The organism is Mycobacterium sp. SMC-16, assembly GCF_046250085.1.
GTDB classification, from domain to species: domain Bacteria; phylum Actinomycetota; class Actinomycetes; order Mycobacteriales; family Mycobacteriaceae; genus Mycobacterium; species Mycobacterium phocaicum.
Map to the genome: position 1 here is coordinate 3,334,607 of NZ_CP176427.1, position 17,625 is coordinate 3,352,231.

Annotated in this window: 14 protein-coding genes; 2 read left to right on the plus strand and 12 right to left on the minus strand. The window is 69.6% G+C overall.

Annotation, left to right across the window (positions count from 1 at the left end; genetic code table 11):
- Nucleotides 1-11: 11 nt before the first annotated feature.
- Together ruvX and alaS are read right to left on the minus strand one after the other, a co-directional pair.
- Nucleotides 12-515, minus strand: a complete 504-nt coding sequence (ruvX, locus tag ACJEIK_RS16040) for a Holliday junction resolvase RuvX (RefSeq protein WP_061006692.1) — start codon at nucleotides 513-515, stop codon at nucleotides 12-14.
- A 2-nt stretch (nucleotides 516-517) separates the two neighbouring features.
- A complete protein-coding gene (alaS, locus tag ACJEIK_RS16045; protein ID WP_133426690.1) occupies nucleotides 518-3,205 on the minus strand; it encodes an alanine--tRNA ligase in 2,688 nt (895 codons plus the stop codon).
- Between the two features lie 163 nt (nucleotides 3,206-3,368).
- On the opposite strand from alaS, the gene ACJEIK_RS16050 reads away from it, so the two are divergent.
- The gene (locus ACJEIK_RS16050) at nucleotides 3,369-3,986 is read left to right on the plus strand and encodes an antibiotic biosynthesis monooxygenase (protein WP_064859527.1); all 618 of its coding nucleotides are present in this window, start codon (nucleotides 3,369-3,371) and stop codon (nucleotides 3,984-3,986) included.
- On the opposite strand, the gene ACJEIK_RS16055 is transcribed toward ACJEIK_RS16050, so the two are convergent.
- The 9 genes from ACJEIK_RS16055 to ACJEIK_RS16095 form a co-directional block, all read right to left on the minus strand.
- Nucleotides 3,983-5,305: a replication-associated recombination protein A gene (locus ACJEIK_RS16055; protein ID WP_064859526.1), complete on the minus strand. Its 1,323-nt coding sequence runs from the start codon at nucleotides 5,303-5,305 to the stop codon at nucleotides 3,983-3,985. The two genes, ACJEIK_RS16050 and ACJEIK_RS16055, sit on opposite strands and share 4 nt — an antisense overlap.
- A 34-nt stretch (nucleotides 5,306-5,339) precedes the next feature.
- A complete protein-coding gene (locus ACJEIK_RS16060) occupies nucleotides 5,340-6,176 on the minus strand; it encodes a DUF3097 domain-containing protein (RefSeq protein WP_409429970.1) in 837 nt (278 codons plus the stop codon).
- Nucleotides 6,177-6,244: 68 nt separating this feature from the next.
- Nucleotides 6,245-6,553, minus strand: coding sequence for a DUF4333 domain-containing protein (locus ACJEIK_RS16065; protein WP_234785318.1), 309 nt, complete (start codon nucleotides 6,551-6,553; stop codon nucleotides 6,245-6,247).
- Between the two features lie 33 nt (nucleotides 6,554-6,586).
- Entirely contained in the window at nucleotides 6,587-7,612 is a 1,026-nt protein-coding gene (locus ACJEIK_RS16070; protein WP_406783625.1) for a putative zinc-binding metallopeptidase, read from the minus strand.
- Entirely contained in the window at nucleotides 7,605-8,501 is an 897-nt protein-coding gene (locus ACJEIK_RS16075) for a transglutaminase N-terminal domain-containing protein (RefSeq protein ID WP_409429971.1), read from the minus strand. Before ACJEIK_RS16075 ends, ACJEIK_RS16070 begins: the two co-directional genes overlap by 8 nt.
- Nucleotides 8,498-11,182 (minus strand): circularly permuted type 2 ATP-grasp protein, encoded by a 2,685-nt coding sequence (locus ACJEIK_RS16080; protein WP_409429972.1) that lies wholly within the window; start codon nucleotides 11,180-11,182, stop codon nucleotides 8,498-8,500. Before ACJEIK_RS16080 ends, ACJEIK_RS16075 begins: the two co-directional genes overlap by 4 nt.
- The gene (locus ACJEIK_RS16085; RefSeq protein WP_409429973.1) at nucleotides 11,182-14,448 is read right to left on the minus strand and encodes a DUF2126 domain-containing protein; all 3,267 of its coding nucleotides are present in this window, start codon (nucleotides 14,446-14,448) and stop codon (nucleotides 11,182-11,184) included. Before ACJEIK_RS16085 ends, ACJEIK_RS16080 begins: the two co-directional genes overlap by 1 nt.
- A 47-nt stretch (nucleotides 14,449-14,495) precedes the next feature.
- On the minus strand, nucleotides 14,496-15,407 hold the full coding sequence (locus ACJEIK_RS16090) for a DUF389 domain-containing protein (RefSeq protein ID WP_409429974.1): 912 nt from the start codon (nucleotides 15,405-15,407) through the stop codon (nucleotides 14,496-14,498).
- Nucleotides 15,408-15,416: 9 nt separating this feature from the next.
- Nucleotides 15,417-15,893: a helix-turn-helix domain-containing protein gene (locus tag ACJEIK_RS16095; protein ID WP_135356385.1), complete on the minus strand. Its 477-nt coding sequence runs from the start codon at nucleotides 15,891-15,893 to the stop codon at nucleotides 15,417-15,419.
- A 96-nt stretch (nucleotides 15,894-15,989) separates the two neighbouring features.
- On the opposite strand from ACJEIK_RS16095, the gene ACJEIK_RS16100 reads away from it, so the two are divergent.
- Nucleotides 15,990-17,174 (plus strand): acetyl-CoA C-acyltransferase, encoded by a 1,185-nt coding sequence (locus ACJEIK_RS16100; protein WP_133426697.1) that lies wholly within the window; start codon nucleotides 15,990-15,992, stop codon nucleotides 17,172-17,174.
- Nucleotides 17,175-17,177: 3 nt separating this feature from the next.
- Here ACJEIK_RS16100 and ACJEIK_RS16105 read toward each other — a convergent pair whose 3' ends face one another.
- Entirely contained in the window at nucleotides 17,178-17,609 is a 432-nt protein-coding gene (locus ACJEIK_RS16105; protein ID WP_409429975.1) for a nitroreductase family deazaflavin-dependent oxidoreductase, read from the minus strand.
- Nucleotides 17,610-17,625 lie beyond the last annotated feature (16 nt).

Consider the following 17,625-nt stretch of genomic DNA (forward strand, 5'->3'; position numbering starts at 1 on the left):
CTCGGCCGGGGTCACTCGCCGACCTCGCGCTCCGCGGCGGCCAGCACCGACCGGCGCATGTCCAGCCAGTTCTGGAGGATGCCGACGGCTGCCACCTGATCGATCATCTGCCGCTGGCCTTTCGCACGTACTCCGGCTTCCCGCAACGAACGCTGCGCGGTGACCGTCGTCAACCGTTCGTCGGCCATCCGCACCGGGATCGGGGCCACCCGAACCGCCAGCGCGTCGGCCACCTCGATCGCATCCCGCGCCGAGGCGCTCGACTTGTCCTTCAGTGTGCGCGGCAATCCGACGACGATCTCGACCGCCTCCTGCTCACCGGCCAGCTTCACCAGCCGGCCCAGGTGCTTGTCCGTCTTGTCGCGACGCACGGTCTCCAACGGAGTCGCCAGGATGCCGTCGGGGTCGCACACCGCGACACCGATCCGCACCGTGCCGACGTCGATGCCGAGCCGTCGACCGCGACCGGGGTCACCGGTCCCGGGACGGTCGGGCATGCGGTCGGTATCGGCCAAAGCTAGCTCCGGCCCAGTTCAGCGCGTAGCGCGGCCAGACCCGCGTCGATACCCGCTGCCCCCTTACCGGAACCCTGTGCCAGATCGGCCTTTCCACCACCACGACCACCGACGGCGGTGCCCAGCTGCTGCACCAGTTCGTTGGCCTTCAATCCGAGGTCCTGCGCGGCGGGGTTGACGGCCACCACGTACGGCACCGAGTCGCCCGCGTCGGCGATGAGTGCGATCACCGCCGGCTCCGAGCCGAGCTTGCCCTTGATGTCGCCGACCAGCGTGCGCAGGTCGCCACCGGAGAAGCCGCCGGCCATCCGCTGCGCGACGACGCGCACCTTGCCGATCAGCTCGGCACCGGCCGCGGCGTTCGCGGCGGCGGCCTTGGCACCGGCCAGGCGAACCTTGTCGAGTTCCTTCTCGGCGGCCTTGAGCTTCTCGACCAGCGTGGCCACGCGGGCGGGCACCTCTTCCGAGGGCACCTTCAGCGACGAGGCCAGCCCGGCCATCAGCGCGCGCTCCTTGGCCAGGTGGCGGAACGAGTCCAGACCGACGTAGGCCTCGACGCGACGCACACCCGAACCCACCGAGGACTCGCCGAGGATGGTGACGGGGCCGATCTGCGCAGAGCGCTGCACGTGGGTACCACCGCACAGCTCCATGGAGAACGGTCCGCCGATCTCGACGACGCGGACCTCGTCCGGGTAGGACTCGCCGAACATGGCCATGGCGCCCATCGCCTTGGCCTTCTCCAGCTTCTCGTTGAAGGTGTGCACCTCGAAGTCGGCCTGCACCGCTTCGTTGGTGACCTCCTCGACCGCGGTGCGCTGCTCGTCGCTGAGCGCGCCCTGGTAGTTGAAGTCGAACCGCAGGTAGCCCGGACGGTTCAGCGAACCGGCCTGAACGGCGTTGGGGCCCAACACCTGTCGCAGCGCGGCGTGCACCATGTGCGTGCCGGAGTGGCCCTGCGTGGCGCCGCGGCGCCACGTCGGGTCGACGGCAGCGGTCACGGTGTCGCCTTCGACGAACTCACCGGACTCGACGTTGATGGTGTGCACCCACAGCGACTTGGCGATCTTCTGCACATCGGTGACGGCGGCCTTGGCGGTGGCCGACGAGCCGGTGCCGGTGATGGAGCCGGTGTCGGCGATCTGGCCACCCGACTCGGCGTACAGCGGCGTCCGATCGAGGACGAGCTCGACACGGTCGGAGCCCTCGGTGCCGTGCGTCACCACGGGAACCCGTTTGCCGTCGACGAAGATGCCGAGAATCCTTGCCTCGGAAGTCAATTCGTCGAAGCCGGTGAACTCGGTGGGGCCGGCGTCGACGAGGTCTCGGAAGGCGGACAGATCGGCGTGCGCGTGCTTGCGGGCGGCGGCGTCGGCCTTGGCCCGGGCGCGCTGCTCGGCCATCAGGCCGCGGAAGCCCTCTTCGTCGACCGACAGGCCGGCTTCGGCCGCCATCTCGAGCGTCAGCTCGACGGGGAAGCCGTAGGTGTCGTGCAGCGTGAAGGCGTCGCTACCGGAGACGACGGTCTTGCCTGCGGCTTTGGTGGCTGCCGCGGCGTCCTCGAACAGCCGCGAGCCCGCCGCGAGCGTGCGGTTGAAGGCGGCCTCCTCGGCGACCGCGATGCGGTTGATGCGCTCGAAGTCGGTGACCAGTTCCGGGTACGACGGACCCATCGTGTCGCGCACGGTGGCCATCAGGTCGGACATGATCGGCTGCTCGACGCCGAGCAGCTTGGCGGCCCGGATGATGCGGCGCAGCAGGCGGCGCAGCACGTAGCCGCGGCCCTCGTTACCCGGGGTGACGCCGTCGCCGATGATGATCGCGGCGGTGCGGCTGTGGTCGGCGATGACGCGGTAGCGCACGTCGTCCGCGTGGTTGCCGGCGCCGTAGTGCCGGGGCGCCACCGAGGCGACCTTGTCGATGACGGGACGGACCAGGTCGGTCTCGTAGACGTTGTCGACGCCCTGCAGCAGGCACGCGATGCGCTCGACACCCATGCCGGTGTCGATGTTCTGGCGCGGCAGCGGGCCGAGGATTTCGAAGTCGGTCTTGCTGGTGCCCTCGCCCCGCTCGTTCTCCATGAACACGAGGTTCCAGATTTCGATGTAGCGGTCCTCGTTGGCCTCGGGGCCACCGTCGATGCCGTATTCGGGGCCGCGGTCGTAGTAGATCTCCGAACACGGGCCGCAGGGGCCGGGAATGCCCATGGACCAGTAGTTGTCGGCCTTCCCGCGGCGCTGGATGCGCTCGGGCGGCAGCCCGGCGATCTCCTCCCAGAGCCCGATGGCCTCGTCGTCATCGAGATAGACGGTGGCCCAGAGCTTTTCGGGGTCGAAGCCGTAGCCGCCCTCGGAGACCGGGTTGGTCAGCAGATCCCAGGCGAGCGCGATGGCGCCGCGCTTGAAGTAGTCGCCGAACGAGAAGTTGCCGGCCATCTGGAAGAAGGTGTTGTGCCGGGTGGTGATTCCGACCTCGTCGATGTCCGGCGTCCGGATGCACTTCTGGACGCTGGTCGCCTTGTCGTACGGCGGGGTGCGGTCGCCCAGGAAGTAAGGCACGAACTGCACCATGCCGGCGTTGACGAACAACAGGTTCGGATCGTCCAGGATCACCGATGCGCTCGGCACCTCGGTGTGGCCCGCTTTCACGAAATGATCGAGGAATCGTTTCCTGATCTCGTGTGTCTGCACGTGCTGCTGTCCTTCATCGACCGGGTAGTTGCCCGCATAACAGTACCGGGTGCGGTTTTCGCCCCGGCCCAAGAACCATTGTGCGTCGCGGCGCCGCGGAGGACAGTTGTCTCTATCCGGTGGCGCCACCGGAGCGCCGCCCTGAATAACGAGGGGGTGGACCGTGTTCGCACGTTCTACCACGATGATGGCGCGCCCTGATCAGATCGATGCCGGCACTGCCTACATCCGCGACGAGGTCATGCCTACGCTGCAGGAACTTCCCGGGTCGATCGGCCTGTCTCTGATGGTCGACCGGGAATCCGGCCGGTGTATCGCCACCAGCGCGTGGGAGTCCGAGGACGCCCTGCATTACAGCGCCGGCGAGGGCCGCCGGCTCCGCAATCTGGCCGCCGAACGCTTCGGTGGCGGCGCCCCGCTGGTCGAGGAGTGGGAGATCGCCGTGCTGCACCGCGAACGCGGCAACGGCGCGTGTGTGCGCGCGACGTGGCTCACTGTGCCGCCGGATCTCATGGAGGCCGGCATCGACTACTACCGCGACACGGTGCTGCGCCAGATCGAGCATCTGCCCGGGTTCTGCAGCGCCAGCCTGCTGGTCGACCGCGGCTCGGGCCGTGCGGTGTCGTCGGCATCGTTCCGCACCCGCGAGTTGATGGAGGACTACTGGCCGCAGGCCACCGCACTGAAGGTCGAATCGGTGCGGACCGCCGGCGCGACGGAGATCGACGACTGCGCCTTCGATCTGGTCATCGCGCACTTGCGGGTGCCGGAGCTGGTTTAGCGCTTGCGCCGGATGATGGCGCGCAGCTTCTCCAGGCGGCCCGCGATCTCGCGTTCCGCTCCGTACGGGGTGGGCCGGTAGTAGTCGACCCCGACCAGCTCATCGGGTGGATACTGTTGCGCCGCAACACCACCCGGGTGGTCGTGCGCGTACTTGTAGCCCTGGGCGTGCCCGAGGGCGGCGGCACCCGCGTAGTGCCCGTCCCGCAGATGCGCGGGCACCATGCCGGCCTTGCCGGCCCTGATGTCGGCCATCGCCGCGCCGAGGGCGACGGTCACGGCGTTGGATTTCGGCGCCGTCGCCAGGTGCACCGTCGCGTGGGCCAGCGTCAGCTGGGCTTCCGGTAGCCCGATGAGCTGCACGGTCTGCGCGGCGGCCACCGCCGTCGGCAGTGCGGTCGGGTCGGCGATGCCGATGTCCTCGCTGGCGAGGATCATCAGCCGGCGGGCGATGAACCGCGGGTCCTCCCCCGCGGTCAGCATCCGGGCCAGGTAGTGCAGCGCGGCGTCGACGTCCGAGCCGCGCACCGATTTGATGAAGGCGCTGACGACGTCGTAGTGCTGGTCGCCGTCGCGGTCGTAGCGCACGGCAGCCTTGTCGAGGGACTGCTCGATGACGTCGACGGTGACGCGTTCGCCCGCTTCGGCCGCGACCTCCAGTGCCGTCAGCGCCCGCCGGGCGTCGCCCGCCGACAGTGTCACCAGCAGCGCGACGGCGTCGTCGTCGACCTCGACGGCACCGCCCAGGCCGCGCGGATCGGCGATCGCCCGCTGCACGACGGTCCGCACGGCGTCGGCGTTCAGGGGTTGCAGCTGCAGGATCAGGGACCGCGACAGCAGCGGCGCCACCACCGAGAACGACGGATTCTCCGTGGTCGCCGCCACCAGCAGCACTACGCGGTTCTCCACCGCGGCGAGCAGGGCGTCCTGCTGGGTCTTGGAGAAGCGGTGCACCTCGTCGATGAACAGCACGGTCTGACGGCCGTGAATCGCGCTGCGGCGGGCCTCGTCGATCACCGCGCGCACGTCCTTGACGCCGGCCGACAGCGCCGACAGCGCCTCGAAGCGGCGGCCGGTGGCCCCGGAGATCAGCGACGCCAGGGTGGTCTTGCCGGTGCCGGGCGGCCCGTACAGGATGACGCTGGCCGCGCCCGAGCCCTCGACCAGGCGGCGCAGCGGCGACCCGGGTTTGAGCAGGTGATCCTGGCCGACGACCTCGTCGAGGCCGGCCGGCCGCATCCGTACCGCCAACGGCGCCTGCACGACGGAGCCGGATGCCGGCTCGGCATCGCCTCCTACGTCGAACAGGCCATCAGACACGGTTCAGGCTTACCACGCCGCACCGACCGGCGGTTCATTCGGCAGGTGCGGTCACGAAGTCGATCAGTTCCTCGACGCGTCCGATCAGCGCGGGTTCGAGGTCGTTCCAGTCCCGCACGCGGCCGCGGATGCGCTGCCACGCCTGGGCGATGTCGGCCTGGTTGGCGTGCGGCCAGCCGAGCGCCTCACAGACGCCGTGCTTCCACTCGATGCCGCGCGGAATGACCGGCCACGCCTCGCGCCCGATCCGGGCGGGTTTGACGGCCTCCCAGATGTCGATGAACGGGTGACCCACGACCAGCGTGTGCTCACCACCCGCGCCGCGCCGCACCTGCTCGGCGATGCGCGCCTCCTTCGAGCCCGACACCAGGTGGTCGACGAGGACGCCGAGCCGGCGCCCGGGCCCCGGCTGGAACTCGCGCACGATGGCGGCCAGATCGTCGACACCGCCGAGGTACTCGACGACGACGCCCTCGACCCGCAGATCGTGTCCCCACACCTGCTCGACCAGTTCGGCGTCGTGGCGGCCTTCCACGTAGATGCGGCTCGCCAGTGCGGTGCGGGCCCGATGTCCTTGCACGGCAACAGAACCCGACGCCGTGCGGGTGGGCGCGGCCGGCACGGTGCGCTTGGGTGCGGTGAGGATGACGGGCTTGCCGTCGACCAGATAGCCCGGGCCGATGGGGAACGGTTTGCGGCAACCGTCGAAGTCTTCGAGGACCATCCGGCCGTACTCGACGGAGATCACGGCGCCCACGAAGCCGGTCGTGGCGCACTCGACCACGAGCCCCTTCTCGGCGGGCTGCTCGGTCGAACGCTTCCTGGCGTTCGGGTTGCGGGACAGCACATCGGATCCGTATCGGTCACTCACGGCACCGATCCTAGGAACGATCGCGGGCCAGATCCGGTTGCGCCACCCGTGTTTTCGTCACAGACCGGTTACGGGGCCTTCTCGACCTTGATGTCACAGGTGATGCGCTCACCGTCGACTTTCACGATCTTCATGTGCGCGACGTACTGGACCTTGCGCGGACCGGTGAAGTGACAGTCGAACTGGGCGCCCTTGGTGGCCTCCACGTCGGACGGACACTTCACATCGGTGGGGGTGAACTTGTTCTGATCCGACACCAGCTTGACGACCTGCTTGGCGGCGTCGTCCGACTTGACCGTGGTCTTTGAGCTACACGCAGCCGGCGACAGGGCCACCAGACCCATTAGCACCGCTGCCCCCACCCGTACGCGCATCATGGGCGCGATCGTGTCCTATCGCCGTGGGCCGAGTCAACGCGCCGCGCGGGAGGCACCGGCCTCGTCGACCGCCGTGTGGATGAACCGCATCTTCTCGAGCACCGCGGCCGGCAGCACGAACGGGTACAGGTCGTCCTTGCCCATCGACCGGTTGACCATGTTCAACGCCCAGGCCAGCGGTAGCCAGAGCTCGATGAGGGTGTCAAATCCGCTGGGACCCAGCACCCGCCGTTCGAAGGTGGCACCGGCGGGCGCGAAGCCGAAGGCCGCCGCGGTGTCGAGTGCGTCCCGGATGTGCAGATAGTGCGCGAACGTCTCGGCCCAGTCCTCGGCCGGGTGCATCGTCGCGTAGGAGGACACGTACTGCTCCTCCCACCCGGCGGGCGCACCGTCGCGGTAGTGCCGGTCCAGCGCCGCCTGGTAGTCGGCGTCGGGGTCCCCGAACAGTTCCGTGAACCGCGCGACGGCATCGGGCGACGGCTGCACCAGCCGGTAGAAGTAGTAGTGCCCGATCTCGTGGCGGAAATGGCCCAGCAGGGTTCGGTACGGCTCGGCCATGGCGATGCGCAGTTGTTCGCGGTGCACGTCGTCGCCCTCGGCGAGGTCCAGGGTGATGACCCCGTCCTGGTGGCCGGTGAACACCTGGTGCTGCTCGCTGGACAGCAGGTCGAAGGACAGTCCCTCCGTCGGCAGGCCCAGTTCCGACAGTTCGGCGATCAGCCGGCGCTTGGCCTGCTCGGCGACCGCGAAGGCCGCCATGGCCTTGGTGTCATCGTCGGCGGGCCGGGTCCGGGTCAACGCGCACGATGGGCACAGTTGCCGCACCGGCTCGATCGGGACCAGCCAATTGCATTGCGCCAGATGCAGATTCGCGCACAGCTGGTAGTCGGTCGAGGCCACCGCACCGGCATGGTCATTGTCTCCGGTGCCGTCCGGCGGCGCGATCACCAGCAGCGCCATGTCCCCCAGCGAGAAGCCGAGCGCGCTGCCGCAACCCAGGCACAGCGAGTTCTCGAAGGCCAGTCGCTGGCCGCAGTTGGGGCAGTTGAAGTCACGCACGCAGTTGTCCTCCCACAATTGGTGCGACGTCGACGGAGACGTCGATGATGCTGCTCTCGGAGTCGGTGTAGATGATGCCGCGCAGCGGCGGCACATCGGCGTAGTCCCGGCCGAACCCCACCACGATGTAGCGCTCGTCGACCATCTGGTCGTTGGTCGGGTCCAGCCCCAGCCACCGGTTCTGCGGCGTCCACACCGACGCCCAGGCATGGGTGGCGTCGATACCCACCATCCGTTCCTTCCCCGGCGGCGGGTCGGTCGCCAGATATCCCGAGACATAGCTCGCCGCAAGACCGTTCGCCCGCAGGCACGCGATGGCCAGGCGGGCGAAGTCCTGACATACCCCTTCGCGGGCGGCCAAAACCTCCGCGACCCGGGTGGACACCGTCGTCGACCCGGACCGGTAGGTGAAGTCGGCGAAGATGCGCGAGTTCAGCTCGCGCAGCACCTCGATCAGCGGCCGGCCGGGCGCGAAACTCGGTGCGGCGTAATCCCGCACCTCGTCGGTGATCTCCGCGGGCTGCAGATCCAGCACGAATTCGGTGGCCAGCGCACCGTCCGGCCCGGACGGCCGGGAGTCCTCCCACGGCGCCACGGCGGCTCCCGCCGCATACCACTCGGCGGGCGGCGGGTCGACCTCGACGATGCTGCGCCCGGTCACGACGAGTTCCTGATGTGGTTGTGTCACATGGAAATACGAGCTGATGTTGCCGTAGGCGTCCCGGCTCGTGGAACGGTCGGCCGGTTCGGGATCGATGTTGAGCCGATACGACTGGCAGCGCTGCTGACCGCTGTCGCGCGGCGTGAGGAATCCGCGGCCGTACGAGCTGGTGACGACGTCCGAGTAGCGATAGCGCGTGCGGTGGGTGATCTGGTACTCGCGGCTCATGGCATCTGCCGCCGTTCGTCGGGACCCCACAGCGGTTGCATGCCACTCGGCAGGGCCAGGTGGGCGGCGCGGATCAGCTCGGACAGCTCCCGCAGGTCGGTGTGCATACCGTCGAGCAGCTCGGCGAGTTCGTCGCGCCGCCCGTCGTCGGTGACGTGCTCGAGGTCGGCCGGATCCTGGCGTCGTAGCCGGGCGGCGATCTCGTCGATCATGCGCTCCGGCCGGGTGGATCCGGTCGAGGACGGCAGCGCCCGCAGGTCGGCGCGGAGGCGCTCGAACTGGAACGCCAGCGACCGCGGATTCTCCTCGTCGAACAACACCAGGTCGGCGATGGCTGCCACGCTCACCTGTCCCAGCATGCGCCTGCGGTACATCACCGCCGATTCGCACACCACGAGGACGGACTCGCTGACGGTCCGTTCGGTCTCGGCACTGTGGGCGGTGGTGAGGGTGGCCCGCAGCAGCGCGGTCAGGCCGAGACCGCGCTCGATGCGCTTGCCGATGTCCATCATCGTCCAGCCGACGTCGCGGACCATGGATTCGGCCGCCACGCCCGACAGGGCCAGCATGCCGGCCAGCGTCTGACTCGGCGCGGTGGACAGGTACGCCTCGCCCTTGGTCTTCGAATCGGGCGGCGGCAGCGTCGTGCCCTGGCGGTGCCGAGCGCGATCGGACGGCTGCAGCACCGCACGTTCGACGGCGGCCAGCACCATCCAGGTGTCGTTCGACATCTGGTCGCGGACCGCGCGCGCGGCCAGGCCCAGCCGTTCCACCGACTGCGCCAGCGAACCCGGGCGGTGCCGGTCCGCGGTGAGCGCCCACAGCGTCGTCGGCGTGATGGCCAGCTGTTCGGCGTAGTCGCCGTCGGCACCGGTGTCGGTGCCGGTGATCCGGCCCAGTGCGGTCAGCAGGACCGGCACGCAGTCGCTGCCGCCGAGGTCCCGCCGGTACCGGAATTCGTGGTAGCGCTCGCGGGTGACGGTGAGCAGCCGCGCGGTGAACTCGGCACGTTCGGCGTACCGGCCCAGCCAGAACAGGTCGGAGAGCACACGCGGCGAGCTCACGGCGCGGGTCGGGCTCGCCGTCATCCCCGGCAGCTCGACCGGCTGCGCCTGCACGACCGCGGCCCGGTCGGGCGATCGCACCCAGACATCCTTGGCCGCAGCGGTTTCCATGCCGTAGGCGGCGTGCCCCCGCGCCAGCACGTAGCCCAGGCCACCGATCATCGGCGCGTAGCCGCCACGCTGGGCGACGGTGAACAGCCGCATCCCGACGCTGCCGGCGGACAGTCCGCTCGGCAGCAGGTCCATCGGGGCCGTGGAGAACTCGGGCAGTTCCTGGCCCATCCATTGCCACGGCGCGGCGGTGATCCGGGCGGCCAGCGCGGACCGCTTGGCGGCGGACAGGGCCGGGCCGACGATCGCCGGGCCGCCGGTCACCGGCCGGATCAACAGGGTGGACAGCTTGCTCAACAGATGCGAACGCTCGGCGTCGATGCCGCCCCAGAAACATCGGGCACTCGGCAGGTCCGGCGACTCCCCGGTGAGCAGCTCGGCCAGCTCCGGCAGGAACCGGGTGATACCCGGGCTCTCGAGGATGCCGCTGCCCAGCGTGTTCACGACCGTCACCGCCCCGCGGCGCAGCACCTCGACGAGTCCGACCACGCCGAGACGGGAGTCCGGACGCAGATCCAGCGGATCGACGTACTCGGCATCCACCCGGCGAAGTACGACATCGACGCGCTTGAGGGTGCCCAGGGAGCGCATCCAGAGGTTGCCGTCGCGCACGACGAGGTCTGCGCTCTCGACCAACGGGAAGCCCAGCACACCCGCCAGGTAGGCCTGGTCGAAGGCGGTCTCGGAATGACTGCCGGGGCTGAGTACGACGACCACCGGTTCCCGCGCGGCCTCGGGCGCCGCGTCGATCAGCGCCAGCCGCAGCGCCTGCGCCCACGGCGACGCCGGACGCGGGGCCACCTTCTCGTACAGCTCGGGGACGGCGTGCGCGACGACCCGCCGGTCGGCGAGCGCGTATCCGGCCCCCGAGGGCGCCTGCGTCCAGTCCGCGTTGGCGACGAAGCCGCCGTCGCGGTGGCGGCTGACGTCGCAGCCGTGCAGGAACAGCTGGTGACGGCCCGGCACCGTGATGCCGCGGGCCGCCCGGACATAGCCGGGGTGGGCGTACACCAGCTCCGGCGGCAGCACCCCGGAGGTGATGGCGCGGCGCGCGCCGTACAGGTCGGTGAGCACCGCGTCGAGCAGCCGGGAACGCTGCACAAGTCCGGATTCGAGGGTGCGCCAGTCGGCCGCCGACAACACCAGGGGCAGGGCATCGAGCTGCCAGGTGTCCACCACCGGCGTGCCGTCGACGTCGGTGACGGTCTCGCCGTCGCGGTCGACCTGCACGTAGCTGATGCCGTCGTTGTCGACGAGCTCTCGGACTACGCCACGCAGCTGATTCAGGCCGGCCCGGCCGCGGTCGCGGACGCAGTCGGTCAGCTCCTGCCAGGCCGGCCGGATCGCGCCCGACTCATCGACCAGTTCGTCGTAACCGGCCCCGGCGACGTCCCGGACGTCGAACAACGGTTCCTGGGCCCGGTCGGCCCGATACCCGGCCAGTGGGTCGCCGACGGGCGCCGCCTCCTCGGCCAGCTCTGGGGATCTGTGTGTACGGAGAACCATTACCGCAGAACGGTACGCACCCGGCGCAGATCGAGGATGCCCGACGCACCGCCATCGGTGGATTGACGGGCCCGCTTCTCCCGGAGATCGGCCAGATCGACAGTGCCCGGGGTGAATCCGATGGCCTCGAAACGACGGCCCCGACGCGACTCGGCCTCGACGGCGTTGACCGGCGGGGTGTCGTAGGCGCGGCCGCCGGGGTGTGAGACGTGGTAGGTACAGCCACCTTTGGAGAATCCCGTGAAGCCGTCCACCAGCTCGAACCGCAGCGGCGCGTCGACGGTGATGGTGGGGTGCAGCGCGCTCGGAGGTTGCCACGCCCGGTACCGGACGCCGCCGACCTGGACGTCGGGCGAGTCGGTGGCCAGCAGCGGGATGGGATGGCCGTTGACCGTGACCACGTACCGGTTCCGGTCGGCGCCGATCAGCCGGACCTGCAGCCGTTCCACCGAGGAGTCGACGTAGCGCGCGGTGCCGGTGCCCGTCGATTCCTCCCCCAGGGTGTTCCACGGCTCGATGGCGCCGCGCAGTTCCAACTCGGCGCCGCCGGTGATGACGCTGCCGATGCGGGGAAAGCGGAACTCGGTGAACGGGTCCAGCCAGCTGGTGTCGAACGCGATGCCGTGCGCCCGCAGGTCGGCGGCGACCTCGGCGATGTCTTGAATGATGAAGTGCGGCAGCAGGTATCGCCCGTGCAGGTTCTCGCCGTGCCGGATCAGCGGGGCCCGCAGCGGCTCGTCCCAGAACCACGCGACCAGCGACCGCACCAGCAGCGACTGCACCATGGCCATCTGGAAATGCGGCGGCATCTCGAAGCCACGCAGCTCCAGCAGGCCGAGCCGGCCGCGGGCACTGTCGGGGTTGTAGAGCTTGTCGATGCAGAACTCGGCGCGGTGCGTGTTCCCGGTGATGTCGGTCAGGAGGTGCCGCAGGGCGCGGTCGATGATCCACGGGCCGTCTTGAGCGACGCGGTCGATCTCGGCGAACGCGATCTCCAGTTCGTACAGCGCCTCGAGGCGGCCTTCGTCGACACGCGGGGCCTGCGACGTGGTCCCGATGAACCGGCCGGAGAACAGGTACGACAGCGCCGGATGCCGTTGCCAGTACGTCAGCATCGACACCAGCAGGTCGGGCCGGCGCAGCAGCGGTGAGTCGGCGGGCGTGACGCCGCCGAGGGTGATGTGGTTGCCGCCACCGGTGCCACCGTGGGTGCCGTCGACGTCGAAGGACTCCGTGCCGAGCCGGGCCTGCCGGGCCGCCTCGTACAGCGTCTCCAGTTGTGCGGCCTGCTCGGCGAAGCCGGCCGTGGGCGCCACGTTGACCTCGATGACGCCGGGGTCGGGGGTGACGGTCATCTGCTGGAGCCTGGCGTCCGGCGGCGGTCCGTAGCCTTCGAGCACGACGGGCACGCCGATGTTCGCGGCGGCCTTCTCGATCCGTCCGACCAGATCGGCGAAATCGTCGAATTCCGTTGTGGGCGGCAGGAATACGTACAGCATGCCGTCACGCACCTCGGCCACCAGGGCGGTGGTGGGCGCGCCGTCGGCGCTGACGACGGTCGCCGGCCCGGCGGGGTTGTCGGCGCGCCCGGGCGCCAGCGGGTCGGCGTCGGGCACCGGCCGCGGCGGCTGCCAACTGATCGAGTTCAGCGGCAACCGCAGGCCCGCCGGCGAGTCGCCGCCCGTGAGCACCAGTCGCCCGCGGCGCATACGCCAGTCGGCGGAGACCCACCCGGTGTCGTCGTCGCTGCGGTGCAGCGGCAGGACGTGGGCCGCGGGTTCGGTGACCGCGGCATCGAGTCTGTCCGCCAGGGCTTTCCGCTGTGCCGCGCCGTCGTCGGCCAGATCGTCGGTGACCGGATCCCCGTCGGGCCGGCGGACGGCATCGGCCAGCCGGGCCAGGGCGTCCTCGTAGGCCGGACGCACCTGGCTGTCCGGCAATCCGAGTCCGGCCGCGATCTCGGCGAGCAGCCGGCGCGCCGCATCCGTTGCGGCCGCATGAGATTCACCGGACCATGGATCGGCCAGCAGCGCCGCATTTGTCCACAGCGGTGTCCCGTCGGTGCGCCACATCAGCCCGATCTGCCAGCGCGGCAACGGCTCTCCCGGATACCACTTGCCCTGGCTGCGCTGCACCAGTCCGTCCGGCGCCCAGGCGGCTTTCAGCTGCGCGGTCAGCGCGGAGGCGAGGGTGCGCTTGTGCGGTCCGTCGGCGGCCGTGGTCCATTCCTCGTCGGTCTGGTTGTCGATGGAGACGAAGGTGGGTTCGCCGCCGACGGTCAGCCGCACGTCACGCTCGGCCATCCGCTCGTCGATGACGGCGCCGAGGGCTTGGATCGATTCCCACGCCTGTTCGGTGTAGGGCAGGGTGACGCGCGGGTCTTCGTGGACCCGCGTCACCACGTTGACGAAGTCGAGGGTGGATTCGCAGGGTTCGACGGCGCCGGTGATCGGGGCGGCCGATTCCGGGTGCGGCGTCGCCGACAGCGGGATGTGCCCCTCCCCGGCGAGCAGACCAGAGGTCGGATCGAGGCCGACCCAGCCGGCGCCCGGGATGTACACCTCGGTCCAGGCGTGCAGGTCGGTGAAGTCGGCGGCGGGGCCCGAGGGGCCGTCCAGCGCCTCGATGTCGGCGCTCAGTTGTACGAGATAGCCGGACACGAAGCGGGCCGCGAAGCCCATCTTCCGCAGGATCGCGACCAGGAGCCAGGCGGAGTCCCGGCACGAGCCGATGCCGGTGCGCAGGGTGAAATCCGGTGTCTGGACGCCGGGTTCGAGGCGGACGCTGTAACCGACGTCGGCGGTGACCGCCCGGTTCAGCGACACCAGGAAGTCGATGGTGCCGGTACCCGGCACCACGTCGAAATTCCGGACCCAGGCCGCCGTCAGGTCGTCGGCGTCGTCGACGGGGCGCAGGTACGGCTTGAGGTCCTCGAGGAGATTGTCCGGGTAGGCGAACGGGACGGTTTCCGCCCATTCCTCGATGAAGAAGTCGAACGGGTTGATGACCTTGAGGTCGGCGATCAGGCCGACAGTAATGCTCAGGCGGGTGGCGCGGTTCGGAAAGACCAAGCGCCCCACGAAGTTACCGAAGGCGTCCTGTTGCCAGTTGATGAAGTGGTCGGCAGGTTCGACCTGCAGCGAGTAGGCCTCGATCGGCGTGCGTGAGTGCGGCGCGGGGCGCAGCCGGACCACGTGCGGGTACACCTTGACCAGCCGGTCGAACGTGTAGCTCGTGCGGTGCTCCAGCGCCACCTTGATTGCCATAGCGATCGATCCCACCACAAGAACCGGCAGGTCGCAGGGCGAGAAAACTAGCGGCGGCGGGCCCGGTTGTACCCGGCCAGGACCAGCACCCCCGCCGCCACGATGCCGACCATGTTGACCGCCAGCTGTCCGGCCGATGCCAGGGCCACATCCCAGTCGCGTGTGGTGGCCGCGACCACCGACATACCGGCCGCGGGAACCGTCGTCACCGAGATGAAGACCCCAACCAGCGCAGCCGATTTCGACGTCACCAGGGACAGCATCCCGGCCGCGCCGGCCAGCAGTGCCACCACGAACGAGAACGGGCCGACCTGGAAGATGAAGTCGACGTTCTGCAGCTGGTGAATGCTGCGCAGCGTCACCCAGCCCAGCGCCTCGAAGCCGAGCGTGGCCACGGCTGTGACGAGCATCGCCGCCGGGAAGCCGACGAGCAGGGCCAGCGCCGCGCGCTTGGCGAGGTAGCCCTTGCGCCGCACCACCGCCACCGCCAGCGCGGCCAGCGGCCCGAATTCGGGGCCCACCACCATGGCGCCGACGACGGTGACCGCCGAATCGGTCAGTACGCCGACCGCGGCCAGCAGACACGCGATGCACAGGAACGCCATGTAGGAGATGCCGAGGCTGCTCTGTTCCCGGGTACGCAGCACCAGCTCGTCCCAGACCACGGCGTCTTCGCCGTCGCCGTCGATCTCGTCCTCGGCGCGGTAGGCGGCCGTCGACAGCACCGTGTCGAGCACCTCCATCGTGATGGCGCCGTCCTGATCGATGCCGAGCGCCCGTAGCCCGCTGATCAGGCCGTCGGCGGCGTCGCGGGCGATGTCGGCGGTGATCACGTCACCGCGCGGATCGATCGCGGCGCCCGGATGGGCCACCACATTGGCGATGCCGCCGCGGTGGCGGTAGAGCTCGAGCACCGAATCGGCGAGTTCCGGCGGGGTGATCACGCGTAGATGCAGCACGGCCGAAGATTACCGACCGCGGCGGCGGGCCAGCTTCATCCCGAGTTCGTCGGGCGGCACCTCGTGTCCCTCCGTACAGCGAATCTCGACGGTGGCATCGGCGCCGCAGCCCAGGTGGGTCAGCCGCAGGCCGGTGTCGCCCAGGTGCTGGCGGCCCCACTCGAACATCGCCCACACGACCGGCATGAAGTCCGTGCCCGCCTGCGTCAGCACGTATTCGTCGCGGCTGCGCTGACCCGGCTCCCGGTATGGCCGTTTGGTCAGCAGTCCGGCCGCCACCAGTTCGGCGAGCCGTGCCGACGTGGCGGCCTTGGTGATCCCGACCCGCTTGGCGAAGTCGTCGAAACGCGTTGTGCCGTAGTAGGCCTCGCGCATGAGCAGCATGGCGGATTTGGTGCCCACCAACGACATCGTCTTCTCGATGGCGCACTGGCCGACCGCCGACCACTTGTCGCGTTCGGCGAGCACACCCTGCAGCGCTGTCATGCGGATCACTCTACCGCTGGGTTGCTCTTGCCATACCCAGGTGTTAGATCTGGGTATAGGAAGCAGTACTCAGCGTGGAGTTACAGGAGGATTCTCATGTCGGGATACACAGACCGCGATGCCGTGATCGTCGCGGCGGTCCGCACGCCGGTCGGCAAGGGCAAGGCGGGCGGCGCCCTGCACGACGTCCTCCCCGCCGATCTGCTCGCCCACAGCCTGCGGTCCGTGGTGGAACGCACGGGCGTCGACCCGGTACTGGTGGACGACGTCATTGCCGGCGCGGTCACCCAGGCCGGCGACCAGGCCGCCAACATCGCCCGAAACGCCTTGCTGGGCGCCGGCTTTCCCGAGAGCGTGCCCGGCACAACGGTCGACCGCCAGTGTGGCAGTTCGCAGCAGGCCATCTCGTTCGCAGCGCAAGGCGTGCTGGCCGGGTCGTACGACGCGGTGATCGCCGCGGGCGTCGAGTCGATGTCCCGCGTCCCGATGGGCGCGGCCGTCCTGCCGGGCAGCAACCCGTTCGGCGTCGGCATGGCCGAGCGCTATCCCGAGGGTCTTGTCCCCCAGGGCATCAGCGCCGAACTGATCGCGGCACGCTGGAATTTCTCCCGGACCGAGCTGGACGAATTCTCCGCCGCCAGCCACGAGAAGGCCGCCCGCGCCGCCAAGGACGGGCTGTTCGACAACGAACTCGTGCCGGTGGCGGGCCTGACCGCCGATGAGATCATCCGGCCGGGCACCTCAGTGGAGACGCTGTCCGGGCTGAAGCCCGCGTTCTACAGCGACGCCTACGCCGCTCGCTTCCCCCAAATCCGTTGGGAGATCACGCCCGGCAACTCGTCGCCGCTGTCCGACGGCAGCGCGGCGGTCATGATCACCAGTGGTGCCTTCGCCCGCAGCCACGGGCTCACGCCGCTCGCCCGGATCCACACCATGACCGCGGTGGGATCGGACCCGCTGTACATGCTGACCGGCGTCATCCCGGCGACCGAGAAGGTGCTGGCCCGGTCCGGCCTGTCACTGTCGGACATCGACCTGTTCGAGGTGAACGAGGCGTTCGCGCCCGTCGTGCTGGCATGGGCCGCCGACACCGGGGCGGACTTGGCCAAGACCAACGTCAACGGCGGCGCCATCGCCATCGGCCACCCGCTCGGCGCCAGCGGCGCCCGCATCATGAGCACGCTGGTCAATGCCCTCGACCAGCGCGGCGGACGCTACGGCCTGCAGGTGATGTGCGAAGGCGGCGGCATGGCGAACGCCACCATCATCGAGCGGCTGTAGCGCTCAGGCGCGCACGAGCTCGAACAGCGGGATGACGCGCGACGTCTTCGCCTGATACTCGGCGAAGACGGGGGCCACGGCCGTGATGAGCGGATACGTGGCCTCGCGCTCGTCATCGGGCAGTTCGCGCGCGACGACGTCGTACTCGTCGTCGCCGATCTCGATGCGGGCAGCCGGGTTGGCGCGCAGGTTGTGCACCCAGTCAGGGTGGGTGGGCGCGCCGGCCTTCGAGCCGACGATGAGAATCTTGCCGTCGACCGGCAGGTACGCCAGCGGCGACATGCGCGGTTGGCCCGACTTGGCGCCCGTGGTGTGCAACAGCAGGAGGTTGCCACCCTCGAACTGGCCACCCACCTTGCCGCCGTTGGCGCGGAACTCGTCGACGATGGCGGCATTGAAGGCATGGAAGGACGCGGCGTCCGTGAATTCGGTCATGCCTCAGCCAACCTCG

Bases quoted from the DNA above. Each gene is read 5' to 3' on its own strand.
- ACJEIK_RS16065 (WP_234785318.1), bottom strand. From the start codon at position 6,553: ATGATGCGCGTACGGGTGGGGGCAGCGGTGCTAATGGGTCTGGTGGCC.
- ACJEIK_RS16075 (WP_409429971.1), bottom strand. From the start codon at position 8,501: ATGAGCCGCGAGTACCAGATCACCCACCGCACGCGCTATCGCTACTCG.
- ACJEIK_RS16080 (WP_409429972.1), bottom strand. From the start codon at position 11,182: ATGGTTCTCCGTACACACAGATCCCCAGAGCTGGCCGAGGAGGCGGCG.
- ACJEIK_RS16085 (WP_409429973.1), bottom strand. From the start codon at position 14,448: ATGGCAATCAAGGTGGCGCTGGAGCACCGCACGAGCTACACGTTCGAC.
- ACJEIK_RS16095 (WP_135356385.1), bottom strand. From the start codon at position 15,893: ATGACAGCGCTGCAGGGTGTGCTCGCCGAACGCGACAAGTGGTCGGCG.
- ACJEIK_RS16100 (WP_133426697.1), top strand. From the start codon at position 15,990: ATGTCGGGATACACAGACCGCGATGCCGTGATCGTCGCGGCGGTCCGC.
- ACJEIK_RS16105 (WP_409429975.1), bottom strand. From the start codon at position 17,609: ATGACCGAATTCACGGACGCCGCGTCCTTCCATGCCTTCAATGCCGCC.